Here is an 18,420-nt window from a genome sequence, read left to right on the forward strand (position 1 = left end):
TTTTATAGTTATGAAAAGAAAAACCGCAACATTTCTATACATGTTGTGGATTCATATATTTTACTGTAAATGAAAAGAAAACTTGGCATAAGCCAAAAACTCTCTATTTTATTTTACAAAACCAGTCATAGAATGACAACTTATCAAAATCGTCACCTTTGTCAATTCTACATTTATTACATTCTCATCGTCAAGTAGCGATTTGTCACATTATCGTCAATATATACGTGCTAATTGGAGCGAGCCTAAGTTCCTTTCCTCTAAATGAAGAAATTGGCTCTATTTTCGCTTGCTTTTCGTTTACTAACACATGCCACGTTTCTTCTTTCGGAAGTTGCACCGTTTTAGCTTCTAAACCGCTATTAAATAAAACTATAATCTCTTTCCACGGTCCAAATGATTCTGCATGCTCTAGGTGATATGCAAGTACTTCTGGAGATGTTTGCAAAAAAGTCATGTGTTTTTTTATAAGGTCTGCGTTTTGTAATCGGAATGCTCTGTGCTCTTTGCGAATCGCAATTAAACCTTTTATATAGTTAACGGTCTCTATCTCTTCCTCTTTTTGATCCCAATCTAATTGATTAATTTCATCATTTGCATTATAACTATTTTCATTTCCTTGCTTCGTACGATAAAACTCTTGCCCAGCATGTAAAAAAGGAATGCCTTGCGAAAGAATCACCATTGCGCTCGCTAGAAGGTGACGTTTTTTCAAAATCTCTTCTGGCTCTTCATTACTCCGCATTAGTTTATCCCACATCGTCATATTGTCATGACATTCTACATAGTTAATGCTTTGCACAGGCTCTAGAAACAGACCTGTTTCTTTCATACTCAAAAGACTTCCCGATGCTATATACTGCAAATGATTACAGTCTACATGCCCACCAAATGCAAAACCACGCTTATTTATATGAAAGGTACTCCCTTTTATCCCATCACGAAATTGATCATTAAATTGCGCAATATGCGGCATTTTCTTTGCATTATTTAACGTTGCTTTTTCTTCGGCAGGAAGTGGTGTTTGTAGCTCCCACCCTTCTCCTAATAACAATGCATCTCGCTTTATGTTTCGCACTTCTTTTTCTATTATATTCATTGTATCAACATCTAAAATTCCCATTAAGTCGAATCGGAATCCATCAACATTGTATTCAGTAAGCCAATATAAAATAGACTCTACAATAAATTTCCTCATCATTTTCCGTTCAGATGCTATATCATTTCCGACTCCCGTCCCATTAGAAGGCATACCATCTTCACCATGACGAAAATAATATCCTGGGACAAGCTTTTCAAATGATGATAGCTCTCTTTCATACACATGATTATATACAACATCTATAATTACCCTAATGCCGTGCTCATGAAATGTTTCAATCAACTGTTTACACTCTACTATCCTGTTATACGGATCAGAGAGGTCTGTAGCATAATATCCCGTTGGCGCATTGTAATATAACGGATTGTAACCCCAATTATATGCAGAGGAAGGATTCGCCTCATCTACACCACCGAAACAATATAAAGGCAATAATTCAACATGTGTAATACCCAAATCTTTTATATAGGACAAGCCTGTTAACGTCCCATTTCGCCCTGTTGTTCCTTCTTCCATTAACCCCTTATATGTTCCTTTTTTACTCACTCCACTGCCCTGATGAATCGTAGCATCACGAATATGCAGTTCATACAATATGACATCTGTCATTGCGTGTAATGGTGGTAATTGCTCTCGTTTTGTTACATTTGTCTTTTGCAAATCGATAACAACGCCGTACTTCCCATTTACAGTCACTGACTTTGCGTAAGGATCCACCGCTTCATTCCATATTAAATTAATACAAACAAGAAATGTATACTTTGCTCCGGCTAAATCGCCTTGTAATGTATGAGTCCAAACCCCATTTTCTCCTCTATGCATTTCATTATCGGTATATTCTTTATCACTTTTATAAATCCTTACTTTCGCAAGCCTCGCAGTTGGAGCCCATACTTTAAATGTCGTTGCTTCTTTTTGATACACGGCTCCTAAATCTGTACCTTCGTAATAATACTTTTCATCGAAAATCGCTGTTCTTATGACAGCACCTATTTGTAAATCTGTTTCTTCATTCCGTTCATCTCGTACTGTATAATACTTCCCCACATCTAGCGGCTCTTCTATAAAGCACTCATACTTCGTTGCATCCGGAAGCGCAATTGTATGAGAAATCGGTAAATCTTTCACGTTACTTCCTTCTTGCAAACGAAATGTCCGGCTTGTTCCATACGCATGTGGGAGCAAAATTGTAATTTTATTCATTTCATCTAAATAGGCATCAAATGGACGTTTTACTTTCAACATAAAAAAATCACCATCATTCTTAAAGTTAAAATGAAACGAGCTGCAAATGATAAGGCTTTTCTTATCAGCAAAGCTCTATACAGTAACACATTATTCTCTATAGTATATTCACCTGTATAAAAAACGTTTTCATACATTCTATTTTTGTAATTTTATTTCAGCAATCGCTTTATACTTTGGTGTCTCCTTCACGTGAGATTCGTATAAAGTAATTGTATCTGCTTGAAATGATATTTCAGGCACTTCCTTTATATGTTCTAAATCAAACTTCTCTTCTCCTACCCATTTACGAGCAACAGTAATATGCGGATGATACGGGCGCATTTCTAAAGAAAATCCATTTTCTTCACACATAGCGTGCACTTGCTTTTGTAACTGGAACAAATCGTGATTCTCACTTACCTTCGACCAAAAAATACGCGGCCTATCTTCCATACCGAACGTTGAAAATCCTTGTAATGTGAACGATAGTTCTTTCGTTTCTGTAAGTGTTTGTAATCCATTCTGTATTCCTTCTAATTGTTCCTTTGTCGCACTACCTAAAAATGAAAGGGTAATATGATAGTCTTCTTTATGTACCCATGAACGAAATGGTAATTCCTCCTGCATTTCCTTTTTATAGTTAGACAGCACTTCTTTTATATGATTCGGTAACGTAATCGCGATAAAATAATGCAGCTCCATTTACATCTTCTCCTTCTTTCTATTGTTGCTTTTCTTTCTTATCTCATTCAGGTAAAAAGAAGCCGCTCTCCAAAATAGAGAGCGGTCATTATTTATATATCCATTACTTCGCTAATTCATGAATTGCTTGCGCGTAAATTGCTGTTGCTTTTAATAAGTCTTCAATTTCAATGTACTCGTCTTTTTGATGCGCAAGTTCTTCTTTTCCAGGGAACAACGGACCAAACGCAACGCCAGCTTTCAATGAACGAGCATAAGTACCACCGCCGATTGCTAATAGCTCTGCTTTTTCACCTGTTTGTTCTTCATATACGCGTTGCAACGTACGAATTAACACGTGGTCTTTATCAACGTGATGCGGGCGAGAGTTCGAATAGTCTGCTACCGCAAATCCATGAGTACCAACATACCCTTTTAACTTCGTGATCATTTCTTCAAAGTTAGTCGTAACTGGATAACGTACATTTAATCCTAAATTACCACCATTCTCTTTCGTATAAGAAAGGCGACCAACATTCACTGTTAACGGACCGCTAATATCGTCTTTATAAGAAATACCAGCTTTCTCTCCTAAAATATCTCCTGTAAATGTTTCTGTTACAAACGATGCAAACGAAGCCCCTTTTCCATCAAGAGCAATTGTAGTTAAGAAGTTTGCCAGTAATAAACCTGCATTCTCACCCTTCTCTGGAGTAGATCCGTGAGCTGAAATCCCTTTAATTTGCAACGTCACCGTATTACCTTCTACAATTGCTTCACCTATTTTTTTAGCAGTTTGTAAATACTCTTCATATGCTACTGTAAGTGCATTTACATCTTCTCCTGTAATAATCGCTTCTGCAAAATCAGGAACCATATTTAAACGGCGACCTGATTCAAATGAAACAAGTTCATATGTACCTTTCTTCTTTTCACTACCACTTTGCACAACTTGTATATCAGAAATTCCTTTTTCTGCATTAATAATTGGAAAATCTGCGTCTGGCGCAAAACCGATTGTTGGCATTTCTTCGTTTTTAAAGTAGTGATCTACACATTTCCAATTACTTTCCTCATCTGTTCCTAAAATCATACGAACGCGTTTTGAAAGAGGTAAACCTAATTCTTTCACAATTTTCATCGCATAATAAGCTGCCATCGTTGGGCCTTTATCGTCAATTGCACCACGTGCAAAAATCTTTCCATCGCGAATATCTGCACTATATGCCGGAGTCGTCCAGCCATCTCCTTCTGGTACAACGTCAACGTGACAAAGAATACCTACTAACTCTTCTCCTTGCCCCATTTCAAGATGACCTGCATACCCTTCTAAATTTTTAGAAGCAAAACCTTCAGTTTCTCCTTTATGTAACATGAAAGATAAAGCTTTTTCTACACCTTCACCGAATGGTGCGCCCTCTTTCGCTGATTCTTCTTCCCATACACTTTTAATTTGTAAAAATTGTTGTGTATCACGAATTAAATCATCTTTTCGTTTCGCGACTTCTTCTGTCCAATTAATTGCTGACATCACGCATCCATCCTTCACTATATTGTTTCTTTCATCATAACAAACCGAAATCTCTTATGCCACATACGAAACCCAAATACCGGACAATTGTAATTTTTCAGATATTTCTTATTAATTTTTCTTTTATTTTTCTAAAAAAAATTGCAGGAATTTGGCGGTTTACGTAGAATTTTATGTGTTAGTTGACTGACCATATATAAAATGTCAACTACCAATATTTTTCTATATGAATATTTGTTAAACTTTTGTAAAATTTAAGTAGATTAAAGCATGAATTTTATCATGTAGAGTACAATGGTAGTAACGACCTTCTTTCCTGAATGGGGTCAAAAAAACTAGTAGAGGAGTGGTTTTCTCTTGAAACCTACAACTACTCGTATGCTAACACGCATTAAATCAATTTATATGTACATCAATGAAAACGGAACGGTAACGACGAAAGACCTTGTAGATGAGTTCGGGATCACACCGCGAACGATACAACGTGATCTAAATGTGTTGCAGTTTAATGAACTCGTGTATAGCCCTTGCCGCGGTAAGTGGACAACAACAGGAAAGAAAGTGAGAATGACCTCATAATGAAAAAATAATTGTATGTAAATAAATACATACCCCTTTCTAACTCATTAGAAAGGGGTCTTTTCTGTGCCAAAAACAGCACTATTTCTCAGTATCTACTTGATATGTTTTTAACATTTCTACTTCTTCATCTGATAACTCTCGGTATTCTCCAAGTTCTAGCTCTTCATCTAATACTAATGGTCCCATCTCTGTTCTCTTTAGGTAGACTACTTTTTTCCCTACCGCTTCAAACATACGCTTCACTTGATGGAACTTTCCTTCTGTAATCACAAGCTCGATTTCAGAAATCTCATCGCTTTTTAATATTGTAAGTGCACCTGGCTTTGTTTCATAGCCATCATCTAAAATAACACCTTTAGCAAACTCTTTTACATCCTCTTCTGTTACTACTCCTGCAACATGTGCATAATATTTTTTCGGCACATGCTTTTTCGGAGATAACAATTGATGTGATAACTTCCCGTCATTTGTTATCAATAAGAAACCTTCCGTATCAATATCAAGTCGTCCGACTGGGAACGGATCAAAGATTGCATCTTCTAACTCTAATAAATCTATTACCGTTTCATGATTATCATCTTCTGTCGCTGAAATAACGCCTTGTGGTTTATGCAACATTAAATAAACAAACTCTTTATATTCCACAACTTCTCCGTGAATCATAACTTCTTGCTCTTCTACATTTACATGAACCTTTGCATCTTTCACTGGCGTTCCATCAATTTTCACAACGCCGTCTTTCAACAATTTCTTTACTTCTTTTCTACTTCCGTATCCCATATTCGCTAATAATTTATCTAATCTCACGCTTTTCACCTTCTTTTTTTATCATAGAAAAGGGGACGTAATTACGCCCCTTTTGATTTCAACTTTATTTTAAATCTATTGCCAAGTTTACGTTGAATTTTCTCTAACGCTTCTCCGCCAAATACTCTTTCCAGTACTCCTGTGCGAATCGCTAACAATCCGTACACAAGACCACCAATACCTGCACAAACCACAACTGTAATAAGAGCACCCATTCGGCCATCAGGCGAAATCATGAAGGACAGAATCCATTGTGATAACTTTACAGCAATGACCATTACAAGTGTTAATATTGCAATTTGGAATGTTCTCTTATATACAACACCAAATGAATAGTGTACATGTTTTTTGATTTGTCTATTCGTATACCATACGGAAGCTAAGAAGCCGACTGCAGTAGCTAAAATCGCTCCAACTGTACCGAAATAACGGATAAAGATTACGTTACATACGAATTTCAAAATAACACCCATAATAAGCGCGACAATCGCATGTTTTTGTTGATTGATTCCTTGCAGAATTGCTGCTGTTACTGTAAATAAAGCGAATAACAATGCAACTGGTGCATACCACATTAATACTTGTCCACCTAATGGATCTGAGTCATAGAACGCAGTATAAATTGGATATGCAAGTGTTGAAATACCAACAACTGCTGGCAATGTTAAGAACATATTTGCCTGGAATGTTTGTGTAATTTGTAACTTTAAATAACGGTATTGTTTTTCAGTAAATGATTTTGTAATCGCTGGTACAAGCGTTAAACTAAACGCTGTTGCAAGCGATACAGGAATCATAATTAATTTATGCGTCCACATTGTGAAAATACCAAGCGCTCGTTCTGCGATATCACCTTGGCCAATCGCCTGCATAATTGAGTTAAATGTCAATGTATCAATTTGTTGATATAAAGGAATTGTTAACCCAATTACAACGTAAGGAATCGCATATGCAAATAATTCTTTAAATAATTGAACGGTACTCACTGTCGATTCTGGTACAGTTTGTTCAATTAAATATTGATCCAAATGTTTTTTACGTTTTAACCAGTACCAAATGAGTACACCGAGTGCTCCAACTGCTGAAACGAACGCAGCAAATGTCGCTACCCCAACTGCTGTTGCAACTGTACCGCCAAGTACTTTAATAACGATAAAACTACCAGCTAATAAAAAGACGATACGAATAATTTGTTCAATAATTTGCGAAACAGTAGTCGGTCCCATCGATTGGTGACCTTGGAAATAACCACGAATTAAACTCGCTGCTGGTACAACAATAAGTGCAAAACTTACAAGACGAATAATCGTCGTAACTTCTTCTACATTACTGTGTATACTTTGTTTACCAAGCATTGCTTCTGCAAACAGTGGCGCTGTCATGTATAGAACTAGGAACGAAAGAACTCCTGTTACTATCATCATAACCATTCCCGAGCGGAACATTCTCCGGCTCGTTTTATAATCGCCAAGCGCATTATATTTGGAAACAAATTTGGAAACAGCAAGCGGCACCCCTGCCGTTGCAATACTTAAAAAGATCGTATATGGAATGTATCCATATGTATAGAGCGTTCCGCCTTCTGTACCTACTAATGCATGAAACGGAAAGACGTAAATCATGCCTAAGAACTTTACTAAAAATGTCCCTAACGTAACAATAAGCGTTCCGCGCAGAAATTTCGAATCGGACATACAAAAATCCTCCTACATCTACATAAAGTGAAACTTTAATCAGTGTGGGTGTTCTTCCCCACTGATTATTAGTTGAACCAATCGGGCCTTTACGGGCAGTTACTCTCCCACCTACGTCTTTGTCCTAAGCAAACTTTAAGGTGGGAGTCTTACTGCCCGTTAATGCGGGGTAAAGTGAAACTATAATTTGCAGGGAAGGTGTTCACTCCCTACTCTTTATTAGTTGAACTATTCGAGCATTTACGGGCTACCAAATTTCCTTTTTATTTCTCTTACATCTTAAGGTTTTAGTCTTCTTGCCCACAAATAGCAGGATAGTGCTGAACTCTAACTTTTGTATTGTACCACAATTCTATCCTTAAGCAGTACTTCACTCTATTTTTCTTTTAAGGGAAAACATGCTATTCTTTTAGGCAGGAAATGTAGAAAATGAGGTCGATATATTATGCATTATGATGTTATTGTCATCGGCGGCGGGCCTTCTGGGCTAATGGCTGCAATCGGTGCTGCAGAAGAAGGCGCAAGTGTCTTACTTCTTGATAAAGGAAATAAACTAGGGCGTAAACTTGCGATTTCTGGCGGTGGTCGTTGTAACGTAACGAACCGTCTACCACTTGATGAGATCGTTAAACATATACCAGGAAATGGCCGCTTCTTATACAGCGCTTTTTCTATTTTCAATAATGAAGATATTATTACATTCTTCGAAAAGCTTGGCGTACAACTAAAAGAAGAAGATCATGGTCGCATGTTCCCTGTATCAAATAAAGCACAATCAGTAGTAGACGCACTTTTAACACGATTAAAAGACTTAGGTGTAAAAATCCGTACAAATACACCTGTTGAAACGATTGAATATGAGAACGGTCAAACGAAAGCAGTCGTACTGCAAACTGGTGAAGTGTTAGAAACGAATCACGTCGTTATCGCTGTTGGTGGAAAATCTGTTCCTCAAACTGGTTCTACTGGAGATGGATATGCTTGGGCTGAAAAGGCTGGACATACTATTACAGAATTATTCCCAACAGAAGTACCAATCCTTTCAAACGAACCATTTATTCGTGACCGCTCCTTACAAGGTCTTGCTTTACGCGATGTAAACTTAAGCGTATTAAACCCGAAAGGAAAAGCTATCATTTCTCACAAAATGGACATGCTCTTCACTCATTTCGGCCTATCTGGTCCTGCCGCTCTTCGTTGTAGCCAATTCGTCGTGAAAGCACTGAAAAAGTTTAAAACGAATACGATTCAAATGAGTATCGATGCATTGCCAGAAGAAAATAGTGAACAACTATTCCAGCGCATGCTGAAACAAATGAAAGAAGATCCGAAAAAAGGAATTAAAAATGTATTAAAAGGTTATGTTCCTGAACGTTACTTCCTATTTTTATTAGAAAAGAATGAAATTGATGGCAGCGAACAAGCTGGACAAGTTTCTCACGAGAAGATTCGTGCACTTGTGAAAGACTTTAAAGAATTTACTGTAAATGTAAATGGTACGCAGTCAATTGAAAAAGCATTCGTTACTGGCGGCGGTGTATCCGTGAAAGAAATTAACCCGAAAGAAATGTCTTCTAAATTCACGAACGGCGTATATTTCTGCGGAGAAGTTCTTGATATTCACGGTTATACTGGCGGCTATAACATTACATCTGCTCTCGTTACTGGTCGAATTGCCGGGACAACAGCTGGAGAAAACGCGAAAATGCAATATTAAAAAAGAAACAGGGCTTCCTGTTTCTTTTTTTATATGTACATGAAATTATATCGGCGATTCCACGACAAATATCCCCTCCTCCTAACTTCCCATTGCTTTTTTGTTGCTTTATATACCTTAGTACCTTTATATTTTATATTGTTGAATATTTGAAAAAGGGTAAGGGGAAAAAATATGAGAAAAAAAGTCATGATGTCTTTAATGCTAATGACGTTTCTTTCTGCGGTAGAAGGAACGATTGTTAGTACAGCGATCCCTCGTATAACGAGTGATTTGTCAGGCGTCGAACTTGTTAGTTGGGTATATGCAATTTATATGCTTGCAACAGCTGTTTCGACTCCAATATACGGAAAGTTAGCTGATTTATTCGGCCGTAAAAAAGTTTTACTCATCGGAGCTACAATCTTCTTAATCGGTTCTGCGCTTTGTGGAGTCGTTACATCAATGGAACAATTAATCTTCTTCCGTGCTCTTCAAGGTATAGGTGCTGGTGCCGTTATGCCGATCACAATGACGATTATTGGAGACTTATATAGCGAAGCGAGAGACCGCGCGAAAGCACAAGGCTGGATGAGCGCCGTTTGGGGTGTATCCGGTGTTATCGGACCGTTAGTAGGTGGATTTTTAGTCGATTCCCTATCTTGGCGTTATATTTTCTTCTTAAACGTTCCATTCGGAATTATCGCTTGCTTAATGATTGCAATTTACTACAAAGAATCTATTAAGCCCGCTAAACACCATATCGACTATCTTGGTGCAACAGTCTTCTCATTAAGTACGATCGCTCTACTATATGCATTATTAACAGGTAGCAGTAAGCAAAACTGGGGAGACATAACAATTATCGGCCTATTAATCTTCGCCGTCGTTTCATTCATTATTTTCTTATTTATCGAGAAAAAATCTCCGGAACCATTAATTCCGCTAGCACTTTTCTCTAACCGTACATTATCTACGATAAACATATTAACGCTCATTGCTGGCGCAATGATCATTAGTATTACAATGTACCTTCCAATTTGGAGCCAAGGTGTATTAGGAAAAAATGCAACTGAAGCTGGACTTATTTTAATGCCAATCCCTGTTATGTGGACATTTGGCGCTATTTTCTCTGGTAACTTAGTAGGAAAATTAAAAACGAAACAAATCATTTTACTTGGAGCTAGCATTTTATCAGTGGCTACGTTCTTATTATTTACATTATCAACAAATTCACCATCGTTCCTTATTTATGTAGCAGTCGGATTATTCGGCTTAGGAATGGGGCTTGTGACACCAATTTATATGGTAACAATTCAAGCAGCCGTACCAGCTCATACACGCGGAACAGCCGTTGGTTTAAACACATTTATTAATACATTTAGCCAAACGTTAGGTGCTGCAATCTTTGGCACAATCTTTAATACGATGATTCATGCACGCGGTATTCAAAACCTTGATCTTGTATCTAGTGGCGGACACGGAGGAACTACAGCAAACGTAGTAACCGAATCGCAAGAGGCATTAGCATCAAGTGTACACGTCATTTATATGAGTACTTTCGTATTAGCAGTATTTACACTAATTATCGCTTGGATTTTATTAAAACCAGCTACACAAACAAGTGAGCAATAATAAAGAGGATGACCGAAATGGTCATCCTCTTTATTATTCTTCATTCTCCACAATATGTTTCAGCATAGATAATTTATTATCCCAAAAACGTTCATAATATGAGAGCCACTGTTGTAATTCCTCTAATGGTTCTGGATGCAAACGATATATCTTCTCTCTTCCGCTTTTTCTTCCGCTTACTAAATTCGCTTCCGAAAGAATATGAAGGTGCTTTACAACCGCAGTACGACTCATCGGGAAATGATCCGTTATTTTGGAAATCGGTAACTCTTTATCACTTAATAACCGTATTACTTCTCGGCGGGTTGGATCAGCAATTGCTTGAAATACATCATATTTCGCTGCCGATGAGGACACTTAGCCTTCAACAACCTTTTTCAGTTTTTCATTTACAATCGCTACCCATCCACCACTCATTCTATCGCGAATAATAGAGCTCTTCGCATTCGCTTTCGGAAGAATTTCATCAGGATGTTTCCAGCCGCCGTGAATTAACGTAAATTCTGTTTTATTATCTCCTAGGTCTTTCAGATTAAATGAAACGACCCAGCCATCTGTATCCCATGAGAAAGATAGATGGTTTGGTTCATCAATTTCTAACACTTTACATGGTGATGGTCCAAATGGTGATTGCACATGAAATTCATGTCCTACCTCTAATACAAAATCATTTGGCATAAACCATGACGCAATCCCTTCTGCAGTTGATACTACATTCCATACTTTTTGAATAGACGCGTTAAAAACGATTGTTTGTTTAATATCAGTTAATGTATTTTGTTGTTCCATTTTCATTCTCCTTTATTCGGCATTAAAATATAACACCTTTTGGTTACATTCAGATGATATAACACCTTTTGGTTTCATGTCAACGCTAATTCTTTTTTACTGTTGAGAAATTCTCAACATTTTTTCAACAGGACAAACACCCTCTGAGCATTTCCTCATAATATACTCACAAAGGCAACAAAAAATAAAAACTTCTCTCAATGTGAAACTCCATCATTCATCTTGAAAGAAATGCCTTACGTGTATCTTGCGTATTTCGTCTCTCCTCCTTCCCTCAGGGACACTACGCGAGATATGAAAAATCAGAAGGAATATGCCCACCATTTGAGTAGGTAGTTATTTCTCTTCTCCTCAACATTTCCTTAGGAGCGAAATGACTACCCCCTCACTTTTTTCAAACAAAAATAAAAAGGGGATGAAAGCTATGTTCTATTGCATTAATTGCTCTGACATTCACCATGAAAAACATCCGAATGATAAAGTATTCAAAAACGGTTTTTATATCGATCCATTTTTAGGTGATCGTTATCACCTTGGTATGTGTACAGATGCCCAAAACCATGAAACAGGGGCGCCTCTTTTAGCGACAAAGAAATTAGGCACAACTCAATCTATTATGAACGTATTACCGACACATGTTGTCCCAACATAAAACATAAAAAAGAGCTGGCTTACCCAGCTCTTTTTTATGCTTTATAAACGATCATTGCTGAAAAACAATAAATTTGGTTTTCGTCATCATTAATGGAAACACCGACTTGGTACTTAATATCTACAAAATTACTATCATCAATCTTTTTCAAAAAAACATTTACAGCGTCTTCTAAGTCTTTTTCGTGACTTTCATCAAACACTTTCACACGAATCATGTTAACACCATCCTAGATCGCAGCCCTCCGCCGCTTGATTATTGCCACGGTGCGTATCTATGATGCGATAAAATTTTCCGTCTTCATATATATATCCGTCTTCTAACACATATTGTTTACCTTCAGTATAGACATAAAACTTACCTATCATAAATTTACTCGTATATAATTCCAAATAATCCGGTCTAAATTTAGCTACAACTTTATTTGTAATATCAATTCTTATTGTGCGCCCCACCTTCTCTCCCTCCTCTACAAAGAACGGATTTAGGTATATTGTATTAGCGATTTTACATTTTATGCTTAAAAATAAGTGGATATGCCTTCTTTCTTCGCCTGTACTATTTTTCAAAAAGATCATTAATAAATAAGAGCAAAAAAATATATAAAAAAAAGAGTTTTTACTTATTGACTATAATATCAACATTATGGTATTATATAAAATTTGACATTTTTACTCATATGTGCTATCATTAAAAGTGGTTACCACATATGGAGGTGGATGATTTGTTTCAAATTGGCGATAAAATCGTTTATCCAATGAACGGCGCAGGAGTCATCGAAGCCATTGAAGAGAAAGAAATATTAGGAACAACACGTCAATATTGTGTGATACGTATTATTAGTAAAGACATGCAAATAATGCTTCCTATGGATCAATTACAAAAATCAGGTATTCGTTATATCGTAGATAAAGGTACGTTAGATGGTATACTTCTTGAATTTCAAAACGGGGAATCAGACACATCACTTTCCTGGAAACAAAGATATACAATGAATATGGAAAAAATGAAAAACGGCAATCTGCAAGATAGCGCAGAAGTTGTTCGCGATTTACTTCGCCGTAATAAAGAGAGAGCATTAAATGCGAGCGAAAAACAAATGCTAGATAATGCACGCAAAATGATGATTAGCGAAGTTGCACTTGTGCAAAATGTTTCTGAACATCAAGCAACAGAATTTCTTCAAGATACAATTAATCATTAAATTTAAAATAGCCGACCGCTATTTTTTTTTGCAGAAAAAAGGACAAAGAGATAAAACTCTTTGTCCTTTTTTATTATCCTCGCCCTGCTTGAAACGACGGGTATAAAGTCATTCCACCATCTGCAAATAACGTAATTCCAGTTACGTAACTCGCTTCTGAGGAAGCAAGCCAAGTTGCGACTGCTGCAATTTCTTCCGGTTTTCCAATGTAGCCCATCGGTATCATACTTTCTACGTCAGCACGTTTTTTAGGATCAGCAAACTTTTCGGCATTAATTGGCGTATTTATTGCACCTGGACCAATATTATTTACTCGAATACCTTTTGGTGCATATTCTAACGCTAACGTTTCTGTCATTAGTTTAATACCGCCCTTACTCGCCGCATAGTGCACAAATAGTGGCCACGGAATTTTCTCATGAACACTCGACATATTAATGACAGAACCTTTAATATCATGTTCTACAAAATATTTAATCGCTTCACGGCTTCCTAAAAAAGCTCCTGTTAAATTTGTATTGATTACTTTATTCCAATCCTCTAACGGCATTTCATGCGACGGGACCGCGTTTTCTATCCCTGCATTATTAATCATAACGTCAAGCGTACCAAACTCTTTCACAGCAGATTGAATGAGGTTCACGACATCAGATTCAACTGTCACATCCCCTTTTACAGCAATCGCTTCTCCACCTACTTTTTTAATTTCTTCTAATACATCATGCGCTTCTGACTCTCGTGAGCGATAGTTAATCACTACTTTTGCTTTTTCCTTAGCAAACCGTACTCCCATCGCTCTTCCAAGACCAGTTGCTGATCCTGTAATAACGACAACTTTTCCTGCTAAATCACTATACATTTCAATACCCCCTTTAACTTTTTGCAACACCTAACATTATTCCGGCTGCGATAATAAAAACGATACCGACGACAATACCCGTTAATTGGCGTTTCGTTTTTCTTTCACCCAATATAAGAATCCCGCCAAGCGTTGAAATAATAATTCCCATTTGTGATAGTGAAAAACTTGTTGCCACTCCAACACGCGGCTGCGAAATGAATAAAAACATATTACCAGCTGCCCAAATTAATCCTGGAATAATATTTCGTATTGCATATTTATTAAATGGATGATGTTTAAACGTAAGCAAAATGCCCCCTAACACCATACCAACTGCTTGTGGCAATAAAGCTGACCAACCATCTACGTTAAATAGTCTAATCACTACTACGTAAACTAAATAACCGACTGTTGAAATCAATAAAATGATAATGCCCCTTTTAAAGTTCCCTGCCTGCTCTGCACTCTTTTCTTCTTCACTTTGAAGTGATGTTAAAATAACACCGATAATAATACAAACGAGAGCCAAAACGCCAAGGACGACTGATATAGTCGTGGACCACTCATGAAATACGATGACTCCAAATAAAGTCGTCGCAACTAATTGCAATCCTGTTGAAATGGGCATCGTTCTCGAAACACCCATTAAATCAATACTTTTTAATTGATTTGCCTGACCAAGTGCCCAAAATAAACCTGACACAATTCCAACTCCGATAATAGTAGGAGTCAATACGGGCTTCATAAAAATATAAACAACAATTGAGAAAATAAGTGCACCAAACGTTGTACCGAGCGTTTGACTATACGGTCCTCCGCCCAGTTTCACGTTAAATAGCACAATACTTCCCCAAAATAGAGCCGGTAAAATCGCTAAAAGTATGTCCATCGCTCATTACCTTTCTTTACTAAATTTCATAGGTGATCACTCTGAATCATTAGAGTGATCTTTTATCTTTTCTTTTTCCCGTTCACAAACTTTTTCTGCAATAGCACCAGAAACATTCTTTCCTCGCTCCACCTTCTTTATTTTTACGTGATCTAAATGATCTTCCAAAATAAGTGTAACTTTATCATTCGGCGGATTATGTGCACCTTGGAACGTAAGAAATTGTAGCGTAATTTCAAATTTAGGAACGAACTCACCGTTCTTGCCGAGACGCTTTATATTTATAACGGAAGCACATTCATATTGATCTTCTGTCACTTGTCTAATAACTGAATAGTACCTATTTGATAATGCACTCTCTAACAGCTGCTCCCTCGATTCTTTCGCCAAAGAATCACTTGGGGAAGAGAAGAAGACCGAACATATCATTGTAATAACTACACATATTTTTTTCATAACATCCTCCTTGTTCTATAAATTAGTGTTCGCAAAACTGCCATAAAAAAACGACTTCCCCTATGTAGGAAAGTCGTTTTAATGAATCCAATATTAACCACCGCTCACTGGTGGGATTAGTGCAACAACATCACCATCTCGGATCGTGTCATCTTCATTTGCGTATTCTTCATTAATCGCAACCATAGTTGATGCTGTCACTGGTACATTATATTCTTTAGCAACAACATCTTTTAACTCTGCAACCGTAATATTTTCTTTCTCTATTTGTAATTCACTTGTTCCTGCTTCTTCTTGCAAGTGCGCAAATAACAATACTCGAATCATACTTATAGCTCCTTCCCAGGCTCTCCCGCCGGATATGGTGTTTTTTCTAATTGATCACCAATCCATGAGTCTCCATCTTCCCAAAACTCCTTTTTCCAAATCGGAACAATTTGTTTTATGCGTTCCATAATGTATTCATTCGCCTCATAGGCTGCTTTACGGTGCGGCGTTGAAACAGCAACAACAACCGCGATATCAGAAATTTGCAGTGTACCGATGCGATGTGTAATCGCAACGTGTGTACCTGGCCACTTCTCTTTCACTTCTGAGCCAATTTTCTCTAGCATCTTTTCTGTCATCGTTTTATAAGCGACATATTCTAAGTATAATGTACGACGCCCTTTCGTAAACTCCCTAACCGTTCCAATAAATGTTGTAACAGCACCGCATTCGCGGCGAATAACCTTCTTCGCTACCTCTTCAATCGAGATTTCTGTATCAATTACTTCATAATACGTATTTGTCATTTCGTACTCCTTACCGTTTGTATAAACCAGTCTATATACAACTCTTCTTCTGTTATATGAAATACTTTATATTCTTTTCGTAAGTTTGCGGGAGCATCATGCCACATAATAACGGCTACTATATTTTCTACTTTATGTAAAAGTTCAACGTCTTCCGCAGAACGAAGTAACACTACTTTCGGATAGCTCTCTTTTTTATAGCCCTCTATTAAAATTGTATCCACTTCAAAAAACTCATATAAGCGAATAATTTCTTGCAAGGACCATTCCTCTCTTAATGACGACAGTGAAAGTAATCCAGCGCCTTCTACACTACTGACAACAGCACCAGCCTTTCGGTGCCTTTCACTATCTTTTTGCGCTACTTCTGGAAAACCTCCGTGCCCGTGATGCTTAATTGTAGCAACTTTCATTTTTCGTTCAGCTAATGCGTACACAATTTTCTCAACGAGCGTTGTTTTTCCGCTATTTTGATACCCTACTATTTGTAAGATTGAAGGGGCTTTGCCCATGGCCACTCACATCCCTCGGCGTGCTCTAACAACAATACAGATACTTTCATCCCTGCTTCAAATCCTCTCGTTCCTCCAGGCAACACAATAAAAGCATTCGCTTCGGCAAGTGAAGAGACCGCACTCGATTTATCTAAGCCGACCGGCATCGTTTGTAATGCTCCGTCCACGATTGTCACCTTTGCTCTTACAAAGCGAGTAAACGGATTTGGCTTCGGAAAATCCGTTTGCAAAATAGCATCTGCTCTATATACGTGGGGTTCTTTCGCATACAAATATGTTTTTATAACCGGATGCACAAATAGCTCAAAGCCTACATAGCAAGCTGACGGATTTCCTGATAAACCGAAAAGTAACTTTCCATCAACTTCAGCTACTGTCGTTACACTTCCTGGTCTCATCGCTATTTTATTAAAGAGTACATTCGCCTGTAGTCTCTCATAAATAGCTGGCAAGTAGTCATAATCTCCTACCGACACACCGCCTGTCGTAATTAAAATATCAACCTCATCCATCGCCGATTGAACAGCTGCAAAACATGCATCTAACTCGTCGGCAAGTTGGCCATAATAACGAACTTTCCCTCCGGCTTTCATAATTTGAGCTGCAATCATATACGAGTTACTATTTCTAATTTTCCCCGGCTGTAACGACTCGTGTACTTCTAACAATTCACTTCCTGTCGTCACAATACCAACAACAGGCTGTTTTACAACTTTCACAGTACTATATCCAAACGTCGCTAATAAGGCGGCAACACCTGGATTGATTGCAACGCCTTTCTTAACGAGAACTTGATTTCGTTTTATATCTTCGCCTTTAAATGACACATTGTCACCACTATTAAAAGGACGCTTTACCTTCATATATGTTTTTCCGTTCTTCTCAAAACCTTCCGTCAGCTCTAGCATTACGACTGCATTACACCCCTCTGGAATAGCTGCTCCCGTCATAATACGAACCGCTTTAAAAGGCCCTACTTCATCTAAAAAAACAAATCCCGCCCCGATTTCCCCTATTACTTCAAATTCAACTGAATTCTCTTGATTCGCTTCTTTCGTATCTTCTGCTCGAATTGCGAAACCATCGTAAGGAGAACGATCAAAATGAGGAACGTCATGATCAGAGACAACATCCTCCCCAAGAATTCTCCCGTAACTTTCCGTAATAGAAACCTCTTCTACTTCACCATTCTTCGCATATTCCATTACTCTCTCTACTGCCTCAGCAACTTGAATTGGAATTCGTTTTTCTACCATCGTTTCTCACCTCATATTTGCAATTTTTTTTATCTCGATTAAACTTTATATATTAAATAGAAATTACTT

The 18,420-nt window shown here is 37.5% G+C and carries 21 protein-coding genes; 5 read left to right on the top strand and 16 right to left on the bottom strand.

Annotated features, from left to right (window positions below):
• Positions 1–205: 205 nt before the first annotated feature.
• The 3 genes from pulA to pepV form a co-directional block, all read right to left on the bottom strand.
• Positions 206–2,347: a type I pullulanase gene (gene pulA, locus FS802_RS23485; RefSeq protein ID WP_098655232.1), complete on the bottom strand. Its 2,142-nt coding sequence runs from the start codon at positions 2,345–2,347 to the stop codon at positions 206–208.
• A 138-nt stretch (positions 2,348–2,485) separates the two neighbouring features.
• Entirely contained in the window at positions 2,486–3,031 is a 546-nt protein-coding gene (gene thpR / locus FS802_RS23490) for an RNA 2',3'-cyclic phosphodiesterase (RefSeq protein ID WP_000418979.1), read from the bottom strand.
• Between the two features lie 103 nt (positions 3,032–3,134).
• Entirely contained in the window at positions 3,135–4,541 is a 1,407-nt protein-coding gene (gene pepV, locus FS802_RS23495; RefSeq protein WP_098655233.1) for a dipeptidase PepV, read from the bottom strand.
• Between the two features lie 357 nt (positions 4,542–4,898).
• Between pepV and FS802_RS23500 the strand changes: the two genes are divergently transcribed.
• Entirely contained in the window at positions 4,899–5,120 is a 222-nt protein-coding gene (locus FS802_RS23500) for a DeoR family transcriptional regulator (RefSeq protein WP_000805512.1), read from the top strand.
• Between the two features lie 81 nt (positions 5,121–5,201).
• Here FS802_RS23500 and FS802_RS23505 read toward each other — a convergent pair whose 3' ends face one another.
• The gene (locus tag FS802_RS23505) at positions 5,202–5,930 is read right to left on the bottom strand and encodes a pseudouridine synthase (protein ID WP_048562074.1); all 729 of its coding nucleotides are present in this window, start codon (positions 5,928–5,930) and stop codon (positions 5,202–5,204) included.
• A gap of 41 nt (positions 5,931–5,971) precedes the next feature.
• Complete coding sequence (locus tag FS802_RS23510; protein ID WP_048562073.1) at positions 5,972–7,624, bottom strand: putative polysaccharide biosynthesis protein; 1,653 nt, start codon at positions 7,622–7,624, stop codon at positions 5,972–5,974.
• Positions 7,625–8,069: 445 nt separating this feature from the next.
• Here FS802_RS23510 and FS802_RS23520 point away from each other — a divergent pair, with 445 nt between their 5' ends.
• Complete coding sequence (locus FS802_RS23520) at positions 8,070–9,341, top strand: BaiN/RdsA family NAD(P)/FAD-dependent oxidoreductase (RefSeq protein ID WP_000558876.1); 1,272 nt, start codon at positions 8,070–8,072, stop codon at positions 9,339–9,341.
• 174 nt (positions 9,342–9,515) lie between these two features.
• Positions 9,516–10,955 carry an MDR family MFS transporter gene (locus tag FS802_RS23525; RefSeq protein WP_098655235.1) on the top strand — a complete coding sequence of 480 codons (1,440 nt, stop codon included), beginning with the start codon at positions 9,516–9,518 and terminating at the stop codon, positions 10,953–10,955.
• A 33-nt stretch (positions 10,956–10,988) separates the two neighbouring features.
• Here FS802_RS23525 and FS802_RS23530 read toward each other — a convergent pair whose 3' ends face one another.
• Together FS802_RS23530 and FS802_RS23535 are read right to left on the bottom strand one after the other, a co-directional pair.
• Positions 10,989–11,312 (bottom strand): ArsR/SmtB family transcription factor, encoded by a 324-nt coding sequence (locus FS802_RS23530; protein ID WP_000098837.1) that lies wholly within the window; start codon positions 11,310–11,312, stop codon positions 10,989–10,991.
• Positions 11,313–11,744, bottom strand: coding sequence for an SRPBCC family protein (locus FS802_RS23535; RefSeq protein ID WP_000437776.1), 432 nt, complete (start codon positions 11,742–11,744; stop codon positions 11,313–11,315).
• A gap of 424 nt (positions 11,745–12,168) precedes the next feature.
• On the opposite strand from FS802_RS23535, the gene FS802_RS23545 reads away from it, so the two are divergent.
• Entirely contained in the window at positions 12,169–12,396 is a 228-nt protein-coding gene (locus FS802_RS23545) for a DUF3973 domain-containing protein (protein WP_000498994.1), read from the top strand.
• 34 nt (positions 12,397–12,430) lie between these two features.
• Here FS802_RS23545 and FS802_RS23550 read toward each other — a convergent pair whose 3' ends face one another.
• Together FS802_RS23550 and FS802_RS23555 are read right to left on the bottom strand one after the other, a co-directional pair.
• A complete protein-coding gene (locus FS802_RS23550; protein WP_000621751.1) occupies positions 12,431–12,613 on the bottom strand; it encodes a sporulation protein Cse60 in 183 nt (60 codons plus the stop codon).
• 1 nt (position 12,614) lies between these two features.
• On the bottom strand, positions 12,615–12,851 hold the full coding sequence (locus FS802_RS23555) for a DUF2553 family protein (protein ID WP_000533808.1): 237 nt from the start codon (positions 12,849–12,851) through the stop codon (positions 12,615–12,617).
• 254 nt (positions 12,852–13,105) lie between these two features.
• Between FS802_RS23555 and FS802_RS23560 the strand changes: the two genes are divergently transcribed.
• A complete protein-coding gene (locus FS802_RS23560; RefSeq protein ID WP_000451449.1) occupies positions 13,106–13,600 on the top strand; it encodes a CarD family transcriptional regulator in 495 nt (164 codons plus the stop codon).
• 73 nt (positions 13,601–13,673) lie between these two features.
• Here the strand turns inward: FS802_RS23560 and FS802_RS23565 are convergent, their stop codons facing one another.
• The 7 genes from FS802_RS23565 to moeA all read right to left on the bottom strand — a co-directional run bounded on the left by FS802_RS23565 (position 13,674) and on the right by moeA (position 18,351).
• Complete coding sequence (locus FS802_RS23565) at positions 13,674–14,459, bottom strand: glucose 1-dehydrogenase (protein ID WP_000286669.1); 786 nt, start codon at positions 14,457–14,459, stop codon at positions 13,674–13,676.
• Positions 14,460–14,472: 13 nt separating this feature from the next.
• Positions 14,473–15,330 (bottom strand): glucose uptake protein GlcU, encoded by an 858-nt coding sequence (gene glcU, locus FS802_RS23570; protein ID WP_000353539.1) that lies wholly within the window; start codon positions 15,328–15,330, stop codon positions 14,473–14,475.
• A gap of 36 nt (positions 15,331–15,366) precedes the next feature.
• A complete protein-coding gene (locus tag FS802_RS23575) occupies positions 15,367–15,786 on the bottom strand; it encodes a DUF3888 domain-containing protein (RefSeq protein WP_144525513.1) in 420 nt (139 codons plus the stop codon).
• A 93-nt stretch (positions 15,787–15,879) separates the two neighbouring features.
• Positions 15,880–16,113, bottom strand: coding sequence for a molybdopterin converting factor subunit 1 (moaD, locus tag FS802_RS23580; RefSeq protein ID WP_000621775.1), 234 nt, complete (start codon positions 16,111–16,113; stop codon positions 15,880–15,882).
• A 2-nt stretch (positions 16,114–16,115) separates the two neighbouring features.
• On the bottom strand, positions 16,116–16,580 hold the full coding sequence (moaE, locus tag FS802_RS23585) for a molybdopterin synthase catalytic subunit MoaE (RefSeq protein ID WP_098655237.1): 465 nt from the start codon (positions 16,578–16,580) through the stop codon (positions 16,116–16,118).
• A complete protein-coding gene (mobB, locus tag FS802_RS23590) occupies positions 16,577–17,092 on the bottom strand; it encodes a molybdopterin-guanine dinucleotide biosynthesis protein B (protein ID WP_098655238.1) in 516 nt (171 codons plus the stop codon). Before mobB ends, moaE begins: the two co-directional genes overlap by 4 nt.
• The gene (gene moeA, locus FS802_RS23595; RefSeq protein ID WP_098655239.1) at positions 17,062–18,351 is read right to left on the bottom strand and encodes a molybdopterin molybdotransferase MoeA; all 1,290 of its coding nucleotides are present in this window, start codon (positions 18,349–18,351) and stop codon (positions 17,062–17,064) included. The genes mobB and moeA overlap by 31 nt, the downstream gene beginning before the upstream one ends.
• Positions 18,352–18,420: the final 69 nt, after the last annotated feature.

Origin of the sequence: Bacillus sp. DE0042, from assembly GCF_007680225.1 — a bacterium.
Taxonomy (GTDB): Bacteria; Bacillota; Bacilli; order Bacillales; family Bacillaceae_G; genus Bacillus_A; species Bacillus_A wiedmannii.

What these genes read in the sequence shown, in the direction of transcription:
- mobB (WP_098655238.1), bottom strand. Translation starts at nt 17,092, where the DNA reads ATGGGCAAAGCCCCTTCAATCTTACAAATAGTAGGGTATCAAAATAGC.
- pepV (WP_098655233.1), bottom strand. Translation starts at nt 4,541, where the DNA reads ATGTCAGCAATTAATTGGACAGAAGAAGTCGCGAAACGAAAAGATGAT.
- moaE (WP_098655237.1), bottom strand. Translation starts at nt 16,580, where the DNA reads ATGACAAATACGTATTATGAAGTAATTGATACAGAAATCTCGATTGAA.
- thpR (WP_000418979.1), bottom strand. Translation starts at nt 3,031, where the DNA reads ATGGAGCTGCATTATTTTATCGCGATTACGTTACCGAATCATATAAAA.
- glcU (WP_000353539.1), bottom strand. Translation starts at nt 15,330, where the DNA reads ATGGACATACTTTTAGCGATTTTACCGGCTCTATTTTGGGGAAGTATT.
- FS802_RS23560 (WP_000451449.1), top strand. Translation starts at nt 13,106, where the DNA reads ATGGAGGTGGATGATTTGTTTCAAATTGGCGATAAAATCGTTTATCCA.
- FS802_RS23520 (WP_000558876.1), top strand. Translation starts at nt 8,070, where the DNA reads ATGCATTATGATGTTATTGTCATCGGCGGCGGGCCTTCTGGGCTAATG.
- FS802_RS23510 (WP_048562073.1), bottom strand. Translation starts at nt 7,624, where the DNA reads ATGTCCGATTCGAAATTTCTGCGCGGAACGCTTATTGTTACGTTAGGG.
- FS802_RS23575 (WP_144525513.1), bottom strand. Translation starts at nt 15,786, where the DNA reads ATGAAAAAAATATGTGTAGTTATTACAATGATATGTTCGGTCTTCTTC.
- pulA (WP_098655232.1), bottom strand. Translation starts at nt 2,347, where the DNA reads ATGTTGAAAGTAAAACGTCCATTTGATGCCTATTTAGATGAAATGAAT.
- FS802_RS23525 (WP_098655235.1), top strand. Translation starts at nt 9,516, where the DNA reads ATGAGAAAAAAAGTCATGATGTCTTTAATGCTAATGACGTTTCTTTCT.
- FS802_RS23565 (WP_000286669.1), bottom strand. Translation starts at nt 14,459, where the DNA reads ATGTATAGTGATTTAGCAGGAAAAGTTGTCGTTATTACAGGATCAGCA.
- FS802_RS23535 (WP_000437776.1), bottom strand. Translation starts at nt 11,744, where the DNA reads ATGGAACAACAAAATACATTAACTGATATTAAACAAACAATCGTTTTT.
- FS802_RS23545 (WP_000498994.1), top strand. Translation starts at nt 12,169, where the DNA reads ATGTTCTATTGCATTAATTGCTCTGACATTCACCATGAAAAACATCCG.
- moaD (WP_000621775.1), bottom strand. Translation starts at nt 16,113, where the DNA reads ATGATTCGAGTATTGTTATTTGCGCACTTGCAAGAAGAAGCAGGAACA.
- FS802_RS23550 (WP_000621751.1), bottom strand. Translation starts at nt 12,613, where the DNA reads ATGATTCGTGTGAAAGTGTTTGATGAAAGTCACGAAAAAGACTTAGAA.
- moeA (WP_098655239.1), bottom strand. Translation starts at nt 18,351, where the DNA reads ATGGTAGAAAAACGAATTCCAATTCAAGTTGCTGAGGCAGTAGAGAGA.